The sequence below is a fragment of the Mesorhizobium sp. WSM4310 genome, from assembly GCF_007003935.1.
Lineage (GTDB): Bacteria > Pseudomonadota > Alphaproteobacteria > Rhizobiales > Rhizobiaceae > Mesorhizobium.
Genome location: NZ_VFTA01000028.1, coordinates 67423 through 86674 on the forward strand (window position 1 = coordinate 67423; position 19252 = coordinate 86674).

A 19252-nucleotide genomic window follows, 5' to 3' on the forward strand; every position below is an offset into this window, starting at 1 on the left:
GGCATCGGCGTTGCTGGCGTTGGCGCAACAACAATGTCGTTCTCGTCAAATCCAAGACGAATACGACGCAAAGCCAGCCAGTCGGCAAGAATTCGAAGATGGATACTAGTGCTGGCAGGGAACCCAAGGCACGTGTCGCCCAAACCCTCTAGCGGTTAGCGGCCATCCGGCGGTTCAGGTGGCCGCCGCTGGTTATAGGGGTTTGGGACGTCGCCGGGAAAATGCGAAGCGACATCCTGCCAATAATTCTTACTAGAACCGATTTCGCGGCGGGCATGGGCTTTCTTGGCGCGGTGCACCAGGAGTTTGAGCTCTGATATTAGCTGGCGCAGTTTCCTTTGGGCAAGCAATAGAGTTTCGCGCGCAAGCCCCGCACGCGCCACTCGACGAAGGCGGACGACATCGTATTGACGTGCTCATCGGAAACGATGCCTCCAGCCGTCTGGGGGCGTCCAGGTGCGGAACATCTCTGCTGGGCTGATCATAACACACGGTGAGAATACGGGCATGGAGCGTGGTGATGGGCATCCTTGCCGATCTGGACAAGAAGCTGACGGACAATCTGTATGAACATGGCAGCGAGCTTACCGAACCCGCTGCCGACCTGCCGAGGGCGGTCGTCGGAACGTCGACCGGCTGATGCCTTTCATTCAGCCCGAAGCGCGCGAGGTAGTGAGAAGACAGGTCCTCGGGCTTGTCCACGAATACAGGATCGAGAACCCTGCCGGCGCGGCCGAGCAGGATTAGCAGATCTGGTAGAGGCAATTTCCCTACCCTGTCGTCGCTTCGCGGACCTGATCGGGCTGAAGGGGCTGTTCGCCGATCACCCCGAAGAACTTGGCGGAGCCTGGGACCAAGCCCTGGCATCCGATCGCATGGTCGATCCTCAAGGTCAAAACCCATCGCGAAGTGTCGCCACCGCAGTTCACATATGACCAGATCAGGAAGCTGACCTCGTCGCTCGCCCAGGGCGACACCGACGAGATGGGCGTCATCCGTGGAACCGTCCGACAACTGCTAAGTTCTATATTGCCGGCGCAAGACTCGTGCCACGCCGGCGAAGTGAGCGGCGAGGCGGAAATGACATCAAAGACACGGTCCCCAACCATCCGACCATATAAGGGACCCGCTGGCGGCTGGGGGTCGGCGAAATCCGTCGCAGCGATTAACTCGAGAGAACGTGTCCTCTTGCGGGACCCAAAGCTCCTTTCGAGCCAGAACAAGCCTGAAGGATATATGTGCGTCAGCTGCGCCTGGGCAAAGCCTGCTCAGCCACATCCGCTTGAGTTCTGTGAAAATGGCGCCAAGGCTACTGCGTGGGAGACGACGTCGCGTCGAGCCGGTCCGGCATTTTTTGCCAACCACACGCTGGGCGAGCTGGAGACCTGGTCGGATCACGACCTGGAAGAACAAGGTCGCTTGACGCATCCCATGCGTTGGGATGCAGCCAGCGACAAATACATTCCGGTCGCCTGGTCCGATGCCTTTGATGAGATTGGGAGAGAGTTGCGTTCTCTCGATCCTCATCAGGTTGATCTCTACACGTCCGGGCGTGCCTCGCTTGAGACCAGTTACATGTACCAGCTGTTCGCACGTATGTATGGCAGCAACAATTTGCCTGACAGCTCCAACATGTGTCACGAGAGCTCCTCCGTGGCGCTCCCGGAAAGCATCGGCTCATCCGTCGGGACGGCGATCCTGTCCGATTTCGAGAACACCGACTGCATTTTCTACATCGCGCAGAACGTTGGAACATCGTCGCCTCGGATGCTTCATGATCTCCAGGACGCCGTCAACCGGGGCGTCAAGATCGTCACCTTCAACCTGCTGCGCGAACGGGGGCTGGAGCGCTTTGTCAATCCGCAGTCGGCACAGATGCTGACCGGGAAAGAGACAAAGATCTCGTCGGAATATTATCAGGTCAGGAATGGCGGCGATATCGCAGCACTGTTCGGGGTATGCAAGGCGCTGATTGAAGCTGACGACGCCCTCAAGGCATCAGGCGCGAGCCGCGTGGCGGGGCAGGACGGGAAGCCGAAGGACCAGGACAATGCCGCGATGGTCGCCTTTGCGGCCTCGATGGCCTCGGCAGACAAGAAGCACGTGCTCGATCACGATTTTATCCAGGAACACACCACCGGTTTTGAGGAATTTGCTCAGGCCGCGCGAGCCCATCAGTGGGAGGAACTCGAACGCGTGTCGGGGCTCAGCCGCTCAGAGATGATGCAGGCTGCTAAAACTTACGCGAACGCCAGCGCCGTCATGATGATTTACGGCATGGGCCTGACGCAGCACCTCCTGGGTGTCGAGAACGTTCACATGGTCTGCAACCTGGCACTGCTGCGCGGCAATATCGGCAAGCCCGGAGCAAATATCTGCGCCGTGCGCGGCCATTCCAACGTGCAGGGCCAGCGGACCGTCGGGATCACCGAGAAACCCGGGCTGGCGCCTTTGGACAAGCTTTCCCAGCTCTACGGCTTTGAGCCGCCGACATGGACGGGCCGCTCGACGGTCGAGACCTGCGAAGCGATCATCAACGGCCAGTGCCGCGCGTTCATCAGCCTGGGCGGAAACTTCCTGAAAGCGATACCCGACACGGCCGCCATGGAAGAGGGATGGCGCAAGCTGCATTTGAGTGTGCAGATCGCGACAAAGCTCAACCGCAGCCATGTGCTGCATGGAGAGGTCGCTTATCTGCTGCCGTGCCTGGGGCGCATTGAAGTCGACCAGCAGGCAAGCGGTCCGCAGGCGGTGTCAATTGAAAGTTCCATAGCTCATTTCCATGGCTCTCGCGGCAAGGCGAAACCGGCCAGCTCCGAGCTTCTCTCCGAACCTGCCATCGTTGCCGGCATCGCCAAGGCTACACTCGGACAAACGAAGGTTCCGTGGGACGGCTGGGTCGGGAACTATGCGCAGATACGAGACGCTATCGAGCGCACTTACCCGGAGACGTTCAAGGATTTCAACAAGCGGCTTTTTCAACCTGGCGGATTTGCCAGGCCGTTGCCCGCGCGAGAACGCAAGTGGGTGACGAAAACGGGAAAGGCCAACTTCATCACGCCGCACAGATTGTTTCCGGAGTTCTCCACATCGGGGAGGGCCGACGTCCTGCATCTTTCGACACTGCGATCCAACGACCAATTCAACACCACGATCTACGGCTACAGCGATCGATTCCGTGGCGTTGAAGGCACTCGCCGGGTCGTGTTCATGAACGGCGAGGATATTAGCCGGCTGGGCTTCGTCGATGGCGAGCACATCGATGTGACGACGGCGATCGACGATAATAACATTCGTAAGATCACTGGCCTGAGGATCGTTCAGTACAACATTCCGAAGGGATGCTGTGCGGCGTATTACCCCGAGGCAAACCCGCTTTTCCCTTTGGCTCATCATGATCCGAAGGCAAAAACACCTTCCTATAAACTTCTACCTGTGCGCCTTACCAGATCGAGCCTTAATCCGGACGGCTAATTCTTTTATGGGCTGAGGGCCCCTTGATAGACACAAGAAACCCAAACTGGGCATTCATGGCGGCAGCGTTTCTGCTGATCGGTGTCGGTGCCTGGTTGGGCTGGTTTCGCCAGGCCAGGGAGCTTCGTGTGGATCCCCCCGTTGCGGCCGATCTCGATCAATTCCGGCTCATGCCCAATGCGATCAGCGGAACACCGCCAGAGAGTTATTTTGCGCAGGGCAAGCTTTATGAAACGGATGCCTACAATCTGAGCCAAGGCAAGCGCCTTTACGCCTGGTTCGGGTGCTCGACATGCCATGGAGACGGACGCGGCGGTGTCGGCCCGTCCTTCCTTGACGGCTGGTGGCTGTATGGTCCTGAAGTGGTCTCCATCGTCGCCTCGATCCGTGATGGCCGCCCGCACGGCATGCCCGCCTTTCACGACCGCATGACTATCGAGCAGATCTGGCAGCTCGCGGGTTATGTCCAGACGATCGGCTCGTATACGCCGAAGACAGCGGCGCCTAGCCGCAACGATGACAAGCAGACCCGCCCGGCCGAGAACCGAGGCCCCGCGAAAATTCTCTTCGATGAGGGCCCGGTGGGTGTCCATCCAGATCAGGGACCTTCGCCGTGAGAGCCCCTTGCATGGGCCTGTTGTCGACGGGTGCTCTGGTGTCAGGCTGCAATGGCAGCCAGTCTGCGCTTAACCCCTACGGGGCTCCCGCCATTCATCTCGAGTATCTGATCATCGGGATAGTTGCCCTGTCCGCGATGATCTGGTTGCTGGTGATGGTCATGCTCGTCCTGGCGCTCAGGCGGGGGCGTCGGGCCGAGACGGAAGGCCGGACATCGGAAGGTCGGCTCACAATGACGGTCTCGGCCGCGGTCGCGGTGACGGTGGCCATTATCGCCGGCATGACAATCGCCAGCTTCTTCACCACCCGCAGCATCGGGGTCCCGCAAAGTGCTGCCGTGACCATCACCGTGAGAGCACAGCAATGGTGGTGGCAGGTCATCTACGCCGGGTCCGATGGCACGCCCACCTTCCAGACCGCCAACGAAATCCATATCCCTGTCGGTCAAGATGTCCGGCTTCAGCTTGAAAGCGCCGACGTCGTCCATTCGTTCTGGGTTCCCAGCCTGGCCGGGAAGCAGGATCTCGTTCCGGGTCGCTCAAACGATTTGCTGCTTCGGGCGGAAAAGCCTGGCATCTATCGCGGGCAATGCGCCGAATTCTGCGGCCTGCAGCATAGCCATATGGCGGTTATCGTCGTCGCAGAGGCTCCGTCCGATTATGCGCGCTGGATCACAGCACAGCACGCCGATGCGATGATGCCGGCCGATCCCGATGCCGCCTCGGGGCAGGTGGCCTTTCTGGCAAAGCCCTGTGCGGCCTGCCATACCATCCGCGGAACGCATGCTACCGGTACGACAGGACCCGACCTGACGCACATCGGCAGTCGCCAGACAATCGCCGCCGGATTGCTGGAGACCACGCGCGGTTCGCTGGCGGCCTGGATTGCCGATCCGCAGACGCTGAAGCCGGGGAACAATATGCCGATGGTTCCGCTGACCAGCATCGAGCTCCAGAATATCTCCGCCTATATGGAAAGTCTCAAATGAGCGCAGCAGCGGATCGCGAAGGCGTTCGGGACACCGGGATGGAAGCCGGCGAACTCGATCGTCGACTTGCCGCGACCTGGTCAACGCTCCCTGGCCTATGGGGTGCCCTATCGACTGTCGATCATAAGATTATCGGCCGCCGCTATATGGTCACGGCATTTGTCTTTCTGGCACTCGGCGGAGTGCTGGCTTTGCTGATGCGGCTTCAGCTGGCGCAACCCGAAGCCCGGTTCCTCGGGCCCGATCGCTACAACCAGATTTTCACCACGCATGGCTCGAATATGATGTTCCTGTTCGCCGTGCCCGTCATGCAGGCGATGGCCATCTACCTGGTGCCCTTGATGGTGGGAACGCGAAACATCTCATTCCCCCGCCTCAACGCGTTTTCCTACTGGATGTACCTTGCCGGCGGTCTGCTGTTGTGGATTGCGTTCGCCGTCGATACCGGTCCGGACGTTGGATGGTTCGCCTACGTACCGCTGTCGGGGCCTCAATATGCCGCCGGGAAGCGGGCCGACATCTGGGCCCAGATGATCACCTTTACCGAGGTTTCCGCTCTCGCCATCGCCGTCGAAATCGTCGTCACCGTATTCAAGCAACGCGCGCCGGGAATGTCACTGGACAGGATTCCGCTGTTCGTCTGGTCGATGCTGGTCACGTCCTTCCTGGTCATCCTCGCCATGCCGGCGATCATGATCGCCAGCACCAGCCTGATCCTCGATCGGCTCGTCGGGACGCATTTCTTCAACCCGGCCGAAGGCGGTGACGTGCTGCTGTGGCAGCATCTGTTCTGGTTCTTCGGCCACCCTGAGGTCTATATCATCTTCCTGCCCGCGGTGGGCATGGTCTCCAGCATCGTCGCTACATTCACACAGCGGCCGGTGTTTGGATATCTGGCCATGGTGATGGCCTTGATCGCGACGGGCGTTCTGGCCTTCGGGCTGTGGGTGCATCATATGTTCGTGGCCGGCCTTCCGCGGCTGGGCGAAAGTTTCTTCACCGCCTCAAGCATGGCGATCGCCGTTCCGGCAGGCCTGCAGATCTTTTGCTGGCTGGCGACGATTTGGGCGGGACGGCCAATCTTCAAGACGCCGTTTTTGTTCGTCATCGGGTTCATTGTCGTGTTTGTCATTGGTGGGCTGACCGGCGTGATGGTGGCATCGGTTCCGTTCGATACACAGGTTCACGACACCTATTTCGTCGTCGCGCATTTCCATTACGTCTTGGTGGGTGGCGCCGTGTTTCCCTTGCTGGGCGCCGTCTATTACTGGTTTCCGAAACTGACAGGCCGAATGATGAGCGAGACGCTTGGCCGCTGGTCGTTTGGCCTCATCTTCTCGGGTTTCAATCTGACTTTCTTCCCCATGCACATTCTCGGCCTGCAAGGCATGCCCCGGCGCATCTATACCTATCAGCCGGAGATGCCGTGGTCCGGCCTGAACATGTTCATCAGTCTCAGCGGGATCGTGCTGGCCGCCGGTTTCCTGCTGTTCTTCATTGACGCCATACGCAGCGCCAGATCAGGTCCCGTCGCACCAGCCAATCCGTGGGGCGCCTCAACGCTGGAGTGGGCGACGTCTTCGCCACCGCCGTCCTATAATTTCGCGCGGCTGCCTGTCGTCGAAAGCCTAGAGCCCTTGTCGGACAGATCGGACCCACTTGGTATCGTCGAGGGTCTGTACACGGACAGGCGCGAACTGCTTATCACCAGTGTCGTGGAAGCGCGTGCGCAAGCGCGTGAATCTTCGGTCGGGAATTCGATTTGGCCGCTCCTTGCGGCGCTCGCTACGTCAGCAATGCTGATTTGGTCGATCTTTACCCCTTGGGCCGTGGTCTGGGGCTCCATACCGATTGCAATCGCACTCATTGGCTGGTTCTGGCCAAAGGGCGACCCGGAGGACGAGACATGAAGCACGATGTCGTCCTTGACGTGACGGAGCTTCCCGCGCATGGCCTTGGCACTGCCAGCCTGTCCTGGTGGGGAACGCTCGCCTTCATGCTCATCGAAGGCACCGGTTTTGTCCTTTCGATCGTGATTTATCTCTATCTGATGAGCGTGGCACCGCGGTGGCCGCTGGATACCGCGCCGCCTGATCTGCTTGCAGGCACGACCCTGACGGTCGTGCTGCTTGTAAGCCTCATACCCAATGTCTTTGTTACACGCTGGGCGCGTAGCCAAGACCTACGAAAGGTCCGAATTGGCCTCATTGTCATGTCGCTGGTCGGCGTCTTGCCGCTTATCTTGCGTGTTTTCGAGTTTCCCGCCATGCACATCAAGTGGGACCAAAACGCCTATGGATCGATTGTATGGGTGATGCTCGGCCTCCATACGACACACATCTTGACCGATCTGGGTGAGACTGTCGTGCTGACCAGCCTGATGTTCACGCGCCATGGCGACAATGCGCGACGGTTTGGCGATGTGGCCGACAATGCGATGTACTGGAACTTTGTGGTGCTGACGTGGTTGCCGATGTACGTGTGCCTCTATTGGGTTCCACGACTTTGAGCAGACGCTGGTTGCGATACACGGGATTGGTCGTGCCGCCTGCCGCTTGGGCGGTCACCACCCAGCTTGGACAAATCACGCCCTACGTGGATTGCCGACGGAATTTTCCCTGGACGGCCGCCCTTTGTGCCGCGCTCCTAGCGGCGTCGATCGCTGGTGTCGTGGCATCACGTACGGGCTCCGCCGGATTGGCCAGATCCGAGCGATTTATCACCGATGCGGGTTTCCTGATCGCGCTGGCATTTGTGTTGACGCTGTCGTTGCAGGGGGCGGCTACGATGCTGCTGGATCCATGCCAACGCTGATCCGCACACTGGTCGCCTTGATCATCGCCAGCCCGGCTATGGCGCATGGGAACGAGACACACGGTTCGGCATACCCTTGGACGTTTGACCCGTGGATCGTCGTGCCGCTAGCTGTACTTACCATACTGTACGGCGTTGGCGTCATAAGGTTGACTTGGCGGATCAGGAGACCGGGCATCATGTTGATCCGGGTCTTGCCTTACTGCGGCGGCACGCTGGCGTTGGCAGGTGCACTGCTTTCGCCGCTTCATTGGCTTGGCGAACACCTCTTTACCTTCCATATGATCGAGCACGAGATTGTCATGGCCGTATCGGCGCCCTTGATCGTGCTGGCTCGGCCAGTGGGTCTCCTGCTTTGGGGATTGCCCCGAACAACGCGCCACGCCGCTGGCTCGGCGATGCGTATGGCCGTTGTCCGCAGAGCATGGGACTGGTGTATTGGCGCCACCAACGCGACCATCATTCACGGCGTTGCCATCTGGGCCTGGCACGTGCCCGTCCTGTTCGACGCCGCCGTGACCGACACGCTCCTTCACCGCCTCCAGCATCTGAGCTTCTTCGCGACGGCGATACTGTTCTGGTGGGCAATTGTCTGGCGAAGTGATTATGGCGCCTCGGCATGGCATTTGTTCCTGACCATGATCCACACCAGCATCCTGGGCGTCTTGATGGCGCTTGCCCCGCGCGTGCTCTATGTCGCGCAGACCCAAACCGCGATGGACTGGGGACTAACGCCGCTGGAGGACCAGCAATTGGCGGGCATGATCATGTGGGTGCCGGCAGGAACGGTCTATGCGGCCGCGGCAATGACCATGCTGGCGCTCTGGATCCGGCACTCGAGCGGAAGAAAGGCGCAAAATGCCTAGCTTGCTGTTGTCTGTTCCCGGTCGAGCAGCCTTAATGGCCGGCGGCCTTATCGTGGCTTCAGCTGCGTTCGTCACGGCCAACATTGCGCGTGACAATCATACCCGAGCCGCCACCGCGAAAACGATGACCGGTGGCGATCCCGATCGCGCTCCGGCAATCTTTCGGCGGTATGGTTGCTCCGGATGTCACACGATTCGCGGGATCCCGGGGGCGGACGGTCAGACGGCCGCTCCGCTTACGGGACTATCGAGGCGCGTCTACATCGCTGGCGTTCTGGAAAACCGCTCCGACAATCTCGTTGCCTGGATCGTTTCGCCGCGCAGTTTTTCCCCGCGGACGGCGATGCCGATGACGGGTATTTCCGAACAGGAAGCCCAGGATCTCGCCGCCTACCTCTATGCCGAATGAGCCTATGGACCAGGCGTTGCAATCGCAGGAAGCGCCTTGACGTAGCGCGCGATCGCCTGGCGGTCGCTATCAGGCAGCATCGCAGAGTTCGTTACCACATCGGCCATGGATGATCCCACGCGTCCATGATTGGGCGTCTCGCCAGTCTTGAGCATCGTTGCGATATCCGCCTCGCCCCAGCTGCGCAATCTCTGTTGAGTTATGTTGGGCACAAAACCCGTCCCTTGCGGATCGATGCCACCGGCAAAAAGGGTGCCGGACTTGATTGCTCCGAATGCGTTGCGGCTCGAGTGGCACTCCGCGCAGTGCGATACGGTTTCAACGAGATAAGCCCCGCGATCACGTGTCGATATCCCGCTCGTGTCTGCGGCCGATCGACCTTCGCGAAAGAAGAGAAGTTTCCAGAACCCGATTGACCGGCGGACCATAAACAGAATTTTGGGATCGTGGGGCGGCGCACGACCCGAAACCTTCGGAAGCGTCCGCAGGTAAGCATACAAATCCTTGATGTCCGCAACCGTCATTGCCGTAAAGCTCGTGTAGGGAAAGGAGGGATAGTAGTGCTCGCGGCTTGGCGAGACGCCTCCGACAAGGGCATTCGCCAGGTCGGCCGCGGTCCACGTGCCTATACCGTCGACCGGATCGGGAGAAATGTTTGGTGGCCGGAAAGTCCCAAATGGCGAGCCAAGTGCCATCCCGCCGCCGAGCTTAAGCCGGTCCGATTGCCCTGGCGTCGCATGACAGGACGCGCAATCGCCGGCCGCGAAGACGAGTTTGCCTCGCGGAGCATCGCCGCCGTCAAATTGCGCATCGTTTTGAGAGAATGGCGGGCGCGCTGCCGTCACGTACCACGCTATCGCCGCGGCGGCGCATGCAATCAGTAGCGCAACAAGGGCAACACGGACAGCGCGCCGTGTCGCGTTGCCATGCGAAGGATGTGTGCCGCCATGCATCACTGTTGATCGTTATCGGGCTCCTTACTCCGGCCGATCATGCGAGCCAACTCGGAGAAGGAGGGATCTCGGTTTCGCCTTGCGCGTGGTTGGCCATCTGCCGAACCCTGATTGGGAAGCAGGCCACATCACGGTTGGCGCGCGACATGTCTTCGAACAGGCGCTCATCGCCAGCCAAATTAAGCTCGGCAGTTCGCAGCGTCAGATCGATGTCGTCGATGTTGAGAATGCCTTTAGGTGCGACGGCATTGTTAATCGAGGCAACCGCCAGAAGTGGGCCCTGGAGCTGGAGGTTTGCGACGTTCATTGGAAGGTTACGTCCTGGCGTAGGCGGTGACTACGGTCTCACGGTGCTGGTCGATGTGCATGGCATGCTCCTGCGCCCTATCTTTGAGTCAACATCCAAGATGACGTCGAGTTCCACAGTACGGCCCTTTCCTCGCGGCTGGCTCGTTAAGCCGTGCCCTTCACGACTGGAGGCGATCGTCTCGACGGGCTTTCCCCTTTTTCGTTGATCGGGATCAGCCGATAAGCCTGCACCGCATCGACGGGCCCAGGAAGGTCGGCTTAAGTCCAAGGAAAGGGCCAAACAAAGGGAAGAATGTCCTTTGCCGAGAGCTTTGGCTCGGACGAGGCCGGGCTCAAGGGCTTCCGTTGAAATGTGACGCCTCGGGTCCGCCGGCGGCGTTTGGCGATCCGAGCGCGCATGTGACGAGGCCAGGGGAACAGGCAGGGACGTTGATCAAAAAAATAGGATCTGCCCTCTTGAACCGGATTTCGGGTTTTCCCAAATCGTTCTGCGTCGGGGCTTCGGCCCGACGGATTGGGCGTCGCAGAGACGCTGCGGCGCTGCTTGTAACCCATGTTGCTTTACGGAGGATATGGCTATGAGAAGCTTCGATTATACCCCTCTCTACCGCTCGACGGTCGGCTTCGACCGTCTCTTCGACATGCTCGACAATGGCGTGCGTTCGGAGTGGCCGCCCTACAACATCGAAAAGCTCGGCCCGGACGACTACCGCATTACGATGGCGATCGCCGGGTTCAGTGCGGAGGAAGTCGAGCTCACCCAGCACGGCCCCGAGCTGATCGTCACCGGCCAGAAAAAGCCGGAGGAGGCCAACCGACAGATTCTCCACCAGGGATTGGCCATCGGCAATTTCAGGCAGGCTTTTAAGCTGGCCGACCACGTCAAGGTAGCACGTGCGGCGCTCGAAAATGGCCTGCTTTCGGTTGATTTGGTGCGCGAGATTCCTGAGGAGCTGAAGCCTCGCCGCATTGCCATCGGCTCGACCGGCAGCGCCGCGTCAGGGGATGAGACAGCGACTAAGAAGCAGATTAGCCAGGATACGGATCGGCAGCGCGACGCCGCCTGAGTTCCGCGCGAACATCAAATGCTGCGATTTGCCTCGCGGCAGCGTCCGGGAGGCACGAATTGCGGAGAAACGGAGATGACAGGTCTTACTCCAGACACAAACAATCGGGATGCCGATCGACGTCCGATATTCCAGCGTCCCGATGAAATCCTCAACGATCCGGCAATGAGCCGCGAGGAGAAGCGGGCGCTGCTGGCTTCCTGGGCATCCGACGCCCGCGCGGTTCCAGGCCGGCCCTCGATACGTCAGCTGGACGACGGCTCCTGCATCGAAGTGGATGAGATTCTCCAAGCGCTCAAGGCGCTGGATGCAGACATTTGCGCGAGCACCAGCCAGCAAACACCAGGACTGTCGCGAAGACCGGCGCAGCGTCGCGGACGATTGTCCTTCTCACATTGGGCGCGCATTGTGCGCCATCGTCGGCGCGACGACGATGACGACCCACCGCCTTGTCCTGTATTTGCGGCCGTTCCGCCCAGCACTGGCGGTGGCGGTGCCTTTGCTTATCCCGAGCCCGGGCTGGCATAACGCCAGCGCGGGCGCGACGCCCGGGGGGGAACATGTTTGCCACTCTGAACATTCCTGCTTGTAGGCCGATTGGTCCGTGGTCCGAGGGCATCGAATGGCGAGCGACAAGCTAACAACATACAAGGCCAAGCGCGATTTCAAGAAGACGCAGGAGCCGAGCGGTCAAGGGTCGGTCAAGCCTTCGAGCCGCCGCCGTTTCGTCATTCAGAAACATGACGCGACGCGACTGCATTACGATCTGCGACTTGAGCTCGGCGGCGTTTTCAAATCCTGGGCCGTGACGCGCGGTCCCTCCCTCGATCCTCATGACAAGAGGCTCGCCGTCGAGGTGGAAGATCATCCGCTCGACTACGGGGATTTCGAAGGGACGATTCCAAAAGGCCAGTATGGCGGCGGCACGGTCATGCTGTGGGACCGCGGCTATTGGGAGCCCGAGGGAAAGAACAGCCCCGAGCAGGCGCTGGCCAAGGGCGATTTCAAGTTCACGCTCGAAGGGGAGCGGCTGCATGGCAGTTTCGTGCTGGTGCGGATGGCCAACGACCGCGAAGGCGGCAAGCGCACCAACTGGCTGCTGATCAAACATCGCGATGAATATTCCGTAGAGACAAACGGCGCCGCCATCCTCGACAAGAATGACACCTCTGTCGCGTCCGGACGCAAGATGGAGGCAATTGCTGCCGGCAAGGGCCGCAGCCCGAAACCCTTCATGCTGCAAGGCGGCAAGGCCGAGGCCGATGCTGTGTGGGACAGTCGTACAGGCTTGGCGGCGCAGGAACGGAAAACAAACGTTCGCGGAAAAAGGAACAAGCACGGGACAGTCATTCACGCCGATCTTCCCGACTTCATTGCCCCACAGCTCTGCCAGACGCTGGCACGGCCGCCCTCCGAGAGCGGATGGCTGCACGAGATCAAGTTCGACGGCTATCGCATCCAGATGCGCGTTCTGGGCGGCGAAGCGATCTTGAAGACCCGCAAGGGTCTCGACTGGACGGTCAAATATCCCGCCATCGCCCGAGCCGCCGGCAATCTGCCCGATGCGATCATCGATGGCGAGATCTGCGCGCTCGACGAAAACGGCGCCCCGGACTTTGCCGCCCTTCAGGCAGCGCTGGCCGAGGGCAAGACCGATGCGCTTGTCTACTTCGCCTTCGACCTGCTGTTCGAAGGCGCTGAGGATTTGCGTGTCTTGCCGCTGAGTGAGCGCAAGGCGCGATTGCGTCAGTTTCTGACCGACACGGGTGAGGATGATCGAATCCGCTTCGTTGAGCATTTCGAAACTGGCGGCGAGGCAGTGCTTCGCTCGGCCTGCCGGCTGTCCCTGGAAGGCATCGTGTCGAAGCGCGCGGATGCGCCCTACGTTTCCGGCCGCACCGAGACGTGGGCGAAGTCAAAGTGTCGTGCGGGCCATGAGGTCGTCATCGGCGCCTATGCCACAACCAATGGCAAGTTCCGGTCGCTTCTGGTCGGCGTCAACCGCGGCGATCACTTCGTCTATGTCGGCCGCGTGGGCACCGGCTATGGCGCAGCCAAGGTCAGGGACCTGCTGCCGAAGCTGAAAGCTGCCGCGACTGGGAAATCACCCTTCACCGGCATCGGCGCGCCGAAGAACGAACCCGGCGTCGTCTGGCTGAAGCCGGAGCTGGTGGCCGAGATCGAATTCGCCGGCTGGACGTCCGACGGGCTCGTGCGCCAAGCCGCCTTCAAAGGTTTGCGTGAGGACAAACCGGCCGAGGAGATCGAAGCCGATAGACCTGCCTCGCCGGAGAAGACCAAGGTGCCCCAGCCGCGGAAGCCGACCTCAGCGAAGCCTTCCCGCAGTAGCGGCAAGGTCGATGTCATGGGTGTGCTGATCTCGAACCCGGACAAGCCGCTGTGGCCGGATGCCAATGATGGCACCCCGGTAACCAAGGAAGATCTCGCCCGCTATTACGAAGCGGTCGGTCCCTGGCTGATAGAGCACATCCGCGGGCGGCCCTGCTCAATCATCCGCGCGCCGGATGGAATCGGCGGCGAGCAGTTCTTCCAGCGTCATGCGATGCCGGGAACCTCAAATCTTCTTGAACTGGTGAAAGTGTTCGGCGACAAGAAGCCCTACCTGCAGATCGACCGTATGGAGGGCCTCGCCGCCGTCGGCCAGATCGGTGCGCTGGAACTGCATCCCTGGAATTGCGAGCCACAGCAGCCGGAGGTGCCGGGCCGGCTCGTCTTCGATCTTGATCCAGGTCCCGACGTTCCGTTCAAAACGGTTGTCGAAGCGGCCAAGGAAATGCGCGCCCGCCTCGACGATCTTGGGCTCGTCAGCTTCTGCAAGACGACTGGCGGTAAAGGGCTGCACGTCGTCACGCCCTTAGCGGTCACCAAGCGCAGCAAGCTCACCTGGCCGGAGGCCAAAAGTTTTGCTCATGATGTCTGCCTGCAGATGGCGCGGGACAATCCAGCCCTCTACCTGACCAAGATGGCGAAGAACCAGCGCATCGGCCGCATCTTCCTCGACTATCTGCGCAACGATCGCATGGCGACCGCCGTGGCTCCGCTGTCGCCGCGGGCCAGACCCGGCGCGACAGTCTCCATGCCGCTCACCTGGGCACAGGTCAAAATCGATCTCGATCCGAAGCGCTTCACCCTGCGCACGGTGCCCGGGCTCCTGGCAAAGAGCACGGCCTGGAAAGACTATGGCGATGGCCATCGCCCCCTGGAAGCATCCCTCAAGCGACTGGCAAGATCGATGCGGCGGGCGGCCTGACGCGCGACGGGAGTTTCCTACCATACGAAGTCACCGAGAATGTGAGCTTGCAGGGCATGATCGCCTGGCCCCGGACATGGCCCACGAGGTGGCCTGGGAGACCGGGGCAGCCCGACCCTTGAAACGGCTCTATCTCGACGTCTAGCGCTTGCCGGGACGATTCTGAGCTTCGACGGACTTGCGCAGGGCATCCATGATATTGATGACGTTGTTTGGCGTCGCCTTCGGCTCGGAGGCCTTCGCCTTGGCCGGACGCTTTGTCTTCTTGCGCTTAGCCTCGATGATGTCCAGGAGCTTGTCCTGCACGGGATCGGAGACCAGCTTGCTGTCCCAATGGCGGGTCTGCTTCTTGATAAATTGCTGGATGAGGGGCATCATCTCGGGATCGGACTTGTTCGCGTCGATCCCCTCGAAATAGGCGTCCTCGTCCCTGACCTCGTCGCCATAGCGCAGGGTCCACAGTACGATGCCCTTGCCGCGGGGTTCTAGCATCACCGCGCGCTCGCGCCGCGAGATCACCAGCCTGGAGATACCGACCATGTCTTCTGCTGCCATTGCGTCGCGGATGACCGAGAAGGCCTCCTGGCCGACCGGATCGTTTGGCGACAGGTAATAGGGGGTGTCGAGCCAGATCCATTCGATGGAATCGCGCGGCGAGAACACATCGATATCGATAGTCCTGGTGCTGTCCAGGGCGACGTCCTCCAGTTCCTCGTCTTCGAGAATGATGTAATCGTTCTCCCCACGCTGATACCCCTTGACCTCGTCCTCCTCCTTGACTTCCTTGCCCGTGACGGCATCGACGTAGTGGCTGACCACGCGGTTGTTCGTCTCGCGGTTGAGCGTATGGAAACGGACCTTTTCGCTCTCCGACGTTGCCGGCATCATCTGCACCGGGCAAGTGACCAACGAGAGCTTCAGATATCCTTTCCAATAGGGTCGAACGGCCATGATGGTCTCCGATCAGGCCGCGCGTCTGGAGCCGGCGGCCCGCTTGGGCTGCTTTCGGTTGCGGTCGGTCTTGGCGACAGCAGCGCGTTTCGGCTTCTGGGTAGGTACCAGCCCGGCGCTCCGGCGCAAGGTCTCCAGAAGATCGCTAGGCTTCGACGGTGGCGGCGTCTTCTTCTTCGGCAGTGGCTTACCTTCGATCTTTGCCTTGACGAGCTCGGCGACCGCTGCGTCGTAGCGGTCGTTGAAGGTCTTGGCGTCAAACGAGCCTTTCTTCGTATTGATGATGTGTTTGGCGAGATCGAGCATTTCACCCTCGATCTTGATCTCGGGAATATCCGTGAACGCTTCCTTAGCCGAGCGCACCTCATAGTCGAAGTTCAGCGTGGTGCCGATCAGGCCGCTGCCATGCGGGCGGATCAGCACCGTGCGCAGCCGCCGGAATAGGACCGTACGCGCCAGGGCGGCGACTTTCGCCTGTCGCATGCCGTCGCGCAGCAGCTTGAACGCGTCGGCGCCCATCCGGTCCGGTGCGAGATAATACGGCTTGTCGAAATAGACGTCGTCAATCTCGTCGCAGGGCACGAACGCCTCGATCTTAAGCGTCTTGTCGCTCTCCGGGACGGCGGCAGCGACTTCCTCGGGTTCGAGCACGACGTAGTCGCCGTTCTCCATCTCGTACCCCTTTACTTGATCGTCGCGCTCGACCGAATCGCCAGTCTCGCTATCGATAAACTCGCGGCGGACGCGGTTACCAGTGGCGCGGTTGAGCGTGTTGAAGGCGATGCGCTCGGACGACGACGCGGCGCTATAGAGCGCCACCGCGCAGGAAACCTCGCCGAATTTGATGTAACCCTTCCAATTCGCTCGCGCTGCAACCATGACACTCCACTCCGGCACAACCTTTGCGAGTCAATAAGCCGCAGGCCGCCGATATGGTTCCAGAGTCAAAAAGAATCGGAATTCAACGAGTTGGCGGCGTCGGTCGATAGGATCGAGACGCGTCATCCGGCAGGCGATCGACAAGCGCATGTCGACGGCGTCCGCTCGGTCGCGGAGGCGTTTCGGTCCGGCTGATTTGGCGGGAAGCGGAATGAACTAGAGGCGAGGCCGCTGACTTGAGCAATGTCTCGATTGCTTGAGCTGAGACCGGTTTGCTGTAGTGGTAGCCTTGCATTTCATCACAATTGTTTTTGAGCGGAAGGCCACCTGGCCGTCGGTTTCGACGCTCTCGGCGATAACCCTCATATTCAGCTTTTGAGCTAAGGAACAACATAGCCTCGCCGTCGCTTTGCGCGCTCAAGCCGAACCAACGCGCAAGCGACATCTTGTGGCTCATCAAAGGTCTCGATTTTGATACGGCCCTTCGTCCCGATCCGCCCCCAGTTGCGGATGAGTGATGCGCCACCGAACAGGGTCGGCTGAATAGTCAGCGAATAGAACCTGGCCATGTTGCGGGCGTCGTCAATGCGGTGCAGATGAGCTGGTCGTATCTCTGGGGTACACATGCTGCGGAGTCTCGCTCCAGAGCGCCGAAACGTCCAACGAGTTCGATGAATCGATCACACCCAATCGATTCACAATGCTGATGTATTGAACCGGAGCCGCTTCCCAAAGGCCGCCGCCGAGCATGCCGACTGGGAAGCGGAGGGGCTGAGCGCGCAATCCAAACTGCGCCGAAGAGAAGCCCCGGAGCTTCAATTGAAAGAAAAGTCCTGAGCGATGGGCCATGTCATTCTTCTTCTTCGGTTCGAACCTGTTAGCGCCCGCGATTGTGATCATCTCCATGCGCCGGAAATAGATCGCGCACCCACAACGCGGAGGCGGATTGCCAGCGGTGAAGACGATCTGTTCGTCGGGGCGCATTTGCACGCCAAAAGCGCGGCCCGGAAGCTGATAGGCGGCCGGCGACGTTCCTTTTGAGGCCAGTCAGATGCTCAATCCCAGCGCACCATGAGCAACACTTACTTTTCGTCTTTGTAGGACTTGGCGGCTTCTTCTATCCTGCGCCAATCGTCGCCATATCGGCGCAGAAGTTCCCGCGCCTGGTCGGGCGAGACGGTATGGGTCTCCACAATATGCCTCACCTCCGAGTCCTCGCCTTTTAGCGGGCGTGAACGGGGCTTCTTTGGCCGTAGGTCTGCTGTAGCCATTTCCTGTCGTCTCGGCATGGATTCGCCTTTCAGATCAGAGTTAATCACCGGGGGACGAGAAGGTTTCACGGCCACAGGGATGCGTAGATGGGCTTGTCGCGCTCCCTTGCGTCAAGTTGACCTGTGCATTGTGGATCAATGCTCGTGAACCTAAAGGCTGGGGAGGCGTTCATGGCAAGGAAACGCCCACAATCAGCACGATGGAACACTCGGACGCTCATCACGTGCCAGGGAAGGGCAATGCTCCCGGCGCCGAAGCTCGCTTTGCGTTCGATAGAATGGCTGTCGAGCGATTTCGGCGCGCCTTTCCCCGAGCGAGGTGGAATGACGAGTGCAAGAGTTGGTTCGTCCCCCGAAAGACGGCCACGCGCCGGATCGACCGCTGGTTGACACAAGAGGCAGAGATGTTCGCTCTCCACGGCGACAGCAAGGGTCGTGATGCCTTCGTCTTCGATTCGATATCCAGCTCATATCTGGAGGTTTCCGACGACCTACGTGTTCGCACGCCTTATTCGAAGACCGTCCTCGAGGAACTGCGGGCAATTCCGTGGGCAAGTTGGGACGACGAGCTGCGAGCCTGGCGGGTGCCGTTCCGTTCGTTTGAGGAGCTTCGGCGCCGATGGCCGAACATAGAAATGGCTGCCCGACATGCCGAGCCGGCAGAAAGGAGGCGACGACGAGAGGCCGCCAGAGACACTGAAGCTTACAAGGCCTCGAAAATGCGGAATGCCGAACGTCGGCGTCATCGCTATCCACTGCCAGCCGAAGGTTTACCGCCTCTTGGCCGGCCGGTTGCGACAGCGCAATACGGTATCGTCGTTTTCAACTAAGCATCGGGTGAACCTGTTGAGCCGTCGGCCTTGATGGCTTCATATCCAAACGCAACACGTAAAGATGTCGACTGCGTTTGGGGTAGGTGGCGTTCGGCTACGCTCGCCGAGTTGGTCAGGACATGGCCCGCACGCAATCCGCCAGGAGCGGACGAACTTTTGCGCGGCTGGTGGCAACCGACGCTTGCCGAACTGAGAGTCGCCCGTCGAAATGCCCGGAGCCTAGAACGGAAAGAATTAAGTCGTAAGCTAAGACGGCTAGCTGACTTGCAGTCTGAATGAGACGGATCAACATGACAGCAAACATACTGGGCTCTTCGGTAAGCGGCGGGTTACCTGCCGGGGTCACATATGGCGAGGTAGGAACACCAGGTCTTGGAGCCAGAGATTGCGCACAGCGGTGGGCCACACATGAACTTGTTCGCGTGCTTATGAGAGTGCTCGCCGTTCGCCTAGCATGCTTGTGCCACTGAGGCTACCCGCCGCCTGCGTTCGCCATCTCGTCCTTGAAGCTGACTTTCGTGCCTTTTTGCACCATGGAGGCGAGGTCCT

The 19252-nt window shown here is 60.1% G+C and carries 15 protein-coding genes and 2 pseudogenes; 11 read left to right on the forward strand and 6 right to left on the reverse strand.

Annotated features, from left to right (window positions below):
- Window positions 1–1080: 1080 nt before the first annotated feature.
- From FJV80_RS25675 to FJV80_RS25705, 7 genes are all read left to right on the forward strand, one after another.
- On the forward strand, window positions 1081–3474 hold the full coding sequence (locus FJV80_RS25675) for an FdhF/YdeP family oxidoreductase (protein WP_142877779.1): 2394 nt from the start codon (window positions 1081–1083) through the stop codon (window positions 3472–3474).
- A 56-nt stretch (window positions 3475–3530) separates the two neighbouring features.
- Window positions 3531–4091 carry a cytochrome c gene (locus FJV80_RS25680; protein ID WP_095774659.1) on the forward strand — a complete coding sequence of 187 codons (561 nt, stop codon included), beginning with the start codon at window positions 3531–3533 and terminating at the stop codon, window positions 4089–4091.
- 11 nt (window positions 4092–4102) lie between these two features.
- Window positions 4103–5080 (forward strand): cytochrome c oxidase subunit II, encoded by a 978-nt coding sequence (coxB, locus tag FJV80_RS25685; RefSeq protein ID WP_095774660.1) that lies wholly within the window; start codon window positions 4103–4105, stop codon window positions 5078–5080.
- A gap of 38 nt (window positions 5081–5118) precedes the next feature.
- Entirely contained in the window at window positions 5119–6990 is a 1872-nt protein-coding gene (gene ctaD, locus FJV80_RS25690) for a cytochrome c oxidase subunit I (RefSeq protein ID WP_246689057.1), read from the forward strand.
- Window positions 6987–7589, forward strand: coding sequence for a cytochrome c oxidase subunit 3 (locus FJV80_RS25695; RefSeq protein WP_095774662.1), 603 nt, complete (start codon window positions 6987–6989; stop codon window positions 7587–7589). Before ctaD ends, FJV80_RS25695 begins: the two co-directional genes overlap by 4 nt.
- A 343-nt stretch (window positions 7590–7932) precedes the next feature.
- A complete protein-coding gene (locus FJV80_RS25700) occupies window positions 7933–8760 on the forward strand; it encodes a cytochrome c oxidase assembly protein (protein ID WP_348643994.1) in 828 nt (275 codons plus the stop codon).
- A 34-nt stretch (window positions 8761–8794) separates the two neighbouring features.
- Window positions 8795–9169, forward strand: coding sequence for a c-type cytochrome (locus FJV80_RS25705; RefSeq protein WP_095774665.1), 375 nt, complete (start codon window positions 8795–8797; stop codon window positions 9167–9169).
- 2 nt (window positions 9170–9171) lie between these two features.
- Here the strand turns inward: FJV80_RS25705 and FJV80_RS25710 are convergent, their stop codons facing one another.
- Both FJV80_RS25710 and FJV80_RS25715 read right to left on the reverse strand, forming a co-directional pair.
- The gene (locus tag FJV80_RS25710; RefSeq protein WP_095774666.1) at window positions 9172–10122 is read right to left on the reverse strand and encodes a cytochrome c; all 951 of its coding nucleotides are present in this window, start codon (window positions 10120–10122) and stop codon (window positions 9172–9174) included.
- Window positions 10122–10429: pseudogene (locus tag FJV80_RS25715) on the reverse strand (hypothetical protein). Before FJV80_RS25715 ends, FJV80_RS25710 begins: the two are co-directional and overlap by 1 nt.
- Before the next feature lie 580 nt (window positions 10430–11009).
- Between FJV80_RS25715 and FJV80_RS25720 the strand changes: the two are divergent.
- The 3 genes from FJV80_RS25720 (at window position 11010) to ligD (ending at window position 14769) form a co-directional block, all read left to right on the forward strand.
- Complete coding sequence (locus tag FJV80_RS25720; RefSeq protein WP_095774667.1) at window positions 11010–11498, forward strand: Hsp20 family protein; 489 nt, start codon at window positions 11010–11012, stop codon at window positions 11496–11498.
- A 75-nt stretch (window positions 11499–11573) separates the two neighbouring features.
- On the forward strand, window positions 11574–12026 hold the full coding sequence (locus FJV80_RS25725) for a hypothetical protein (protein WP_142877774.1): 453 nt from the start codon (window positions 11574–11576) through the stop codon (window positions 12024–12026).
- A 94-nt stretch (window positions 12027–12120) separates the two neighbouring features.
- Complete coding sequence (gene ligD, locus FJV80_RS25730; protein ID WP_142877775.1) at window positions 12121–14769, forward strand: DNA ligase D; 2649 nt, start codon at window positions 12121–12123, stop codon at window positions 14767–14769.
- A gap of 141 nt (window positions 14770–14910) precedes the next feature.
- Here the strand turns inward: ligD and FJV80_RS25735 are convergent, their stop codons facing one another.
- From FJV80_RS25735 to FJV80_RS35740, 4 genes are all read right to left on the reverse strand, one after another.
- On the reverse strand, window positions 14911–15720 hold the full coding sequence (locus FJV80_RS25735) for a Ku protein (protein WP_142877776.1): 810 nt from the start codon (window positions 15718–15720) through the stop codon (window positions 14911–14913).
- 12 nt (window positions 15721–15732) lie between these two features.
- Entirely contained in the window at window positions 15733–16599 is an 867-nt protein-coding gene (locus tag FJV80_RS25740; RefSeq protein ID WP_095774670.1) for a Ku protein, read from the reverse strand.
- 380 nt (window positions 16600–16979) lie between these two features.
- Window positions 16980–17225: a WGR domain-containing protein gene (locus tag FJV80_RS25750; RefSeq protein ID WP_095774671.1), complete on the reverse strand. Its 246-nt coding sequence runs from the start codon at window positions 17223–17225 to the stop codon at window positions 16980–16982.
- Window positions 17182–17583, reverse strand: a complete 402-nt coding sequence (locus tag FJV80_RS35740; protein WP_348628975.1) for a hypothetical protein — start codon at window positions 17581–17583, stop codon at window positions 17182–17184. The genes FJV80_RS25750 and FJV80_RS35740 overlap by 44 nt, the downstream gene beginning before the upstream one ends.
- Before the next feature lie 487 nt (window positions 17584–18070).
- Between FJV80_RS35740 and FJV80_RS25765 the strand changes: the two are divergent.
- Window positions 18071–18982: pseudogene (locus FJV80_RS25765) on the forward strand (hypothetical protein).
- Window positions 18983–19252: the final 270 nt, after the last annotated feature.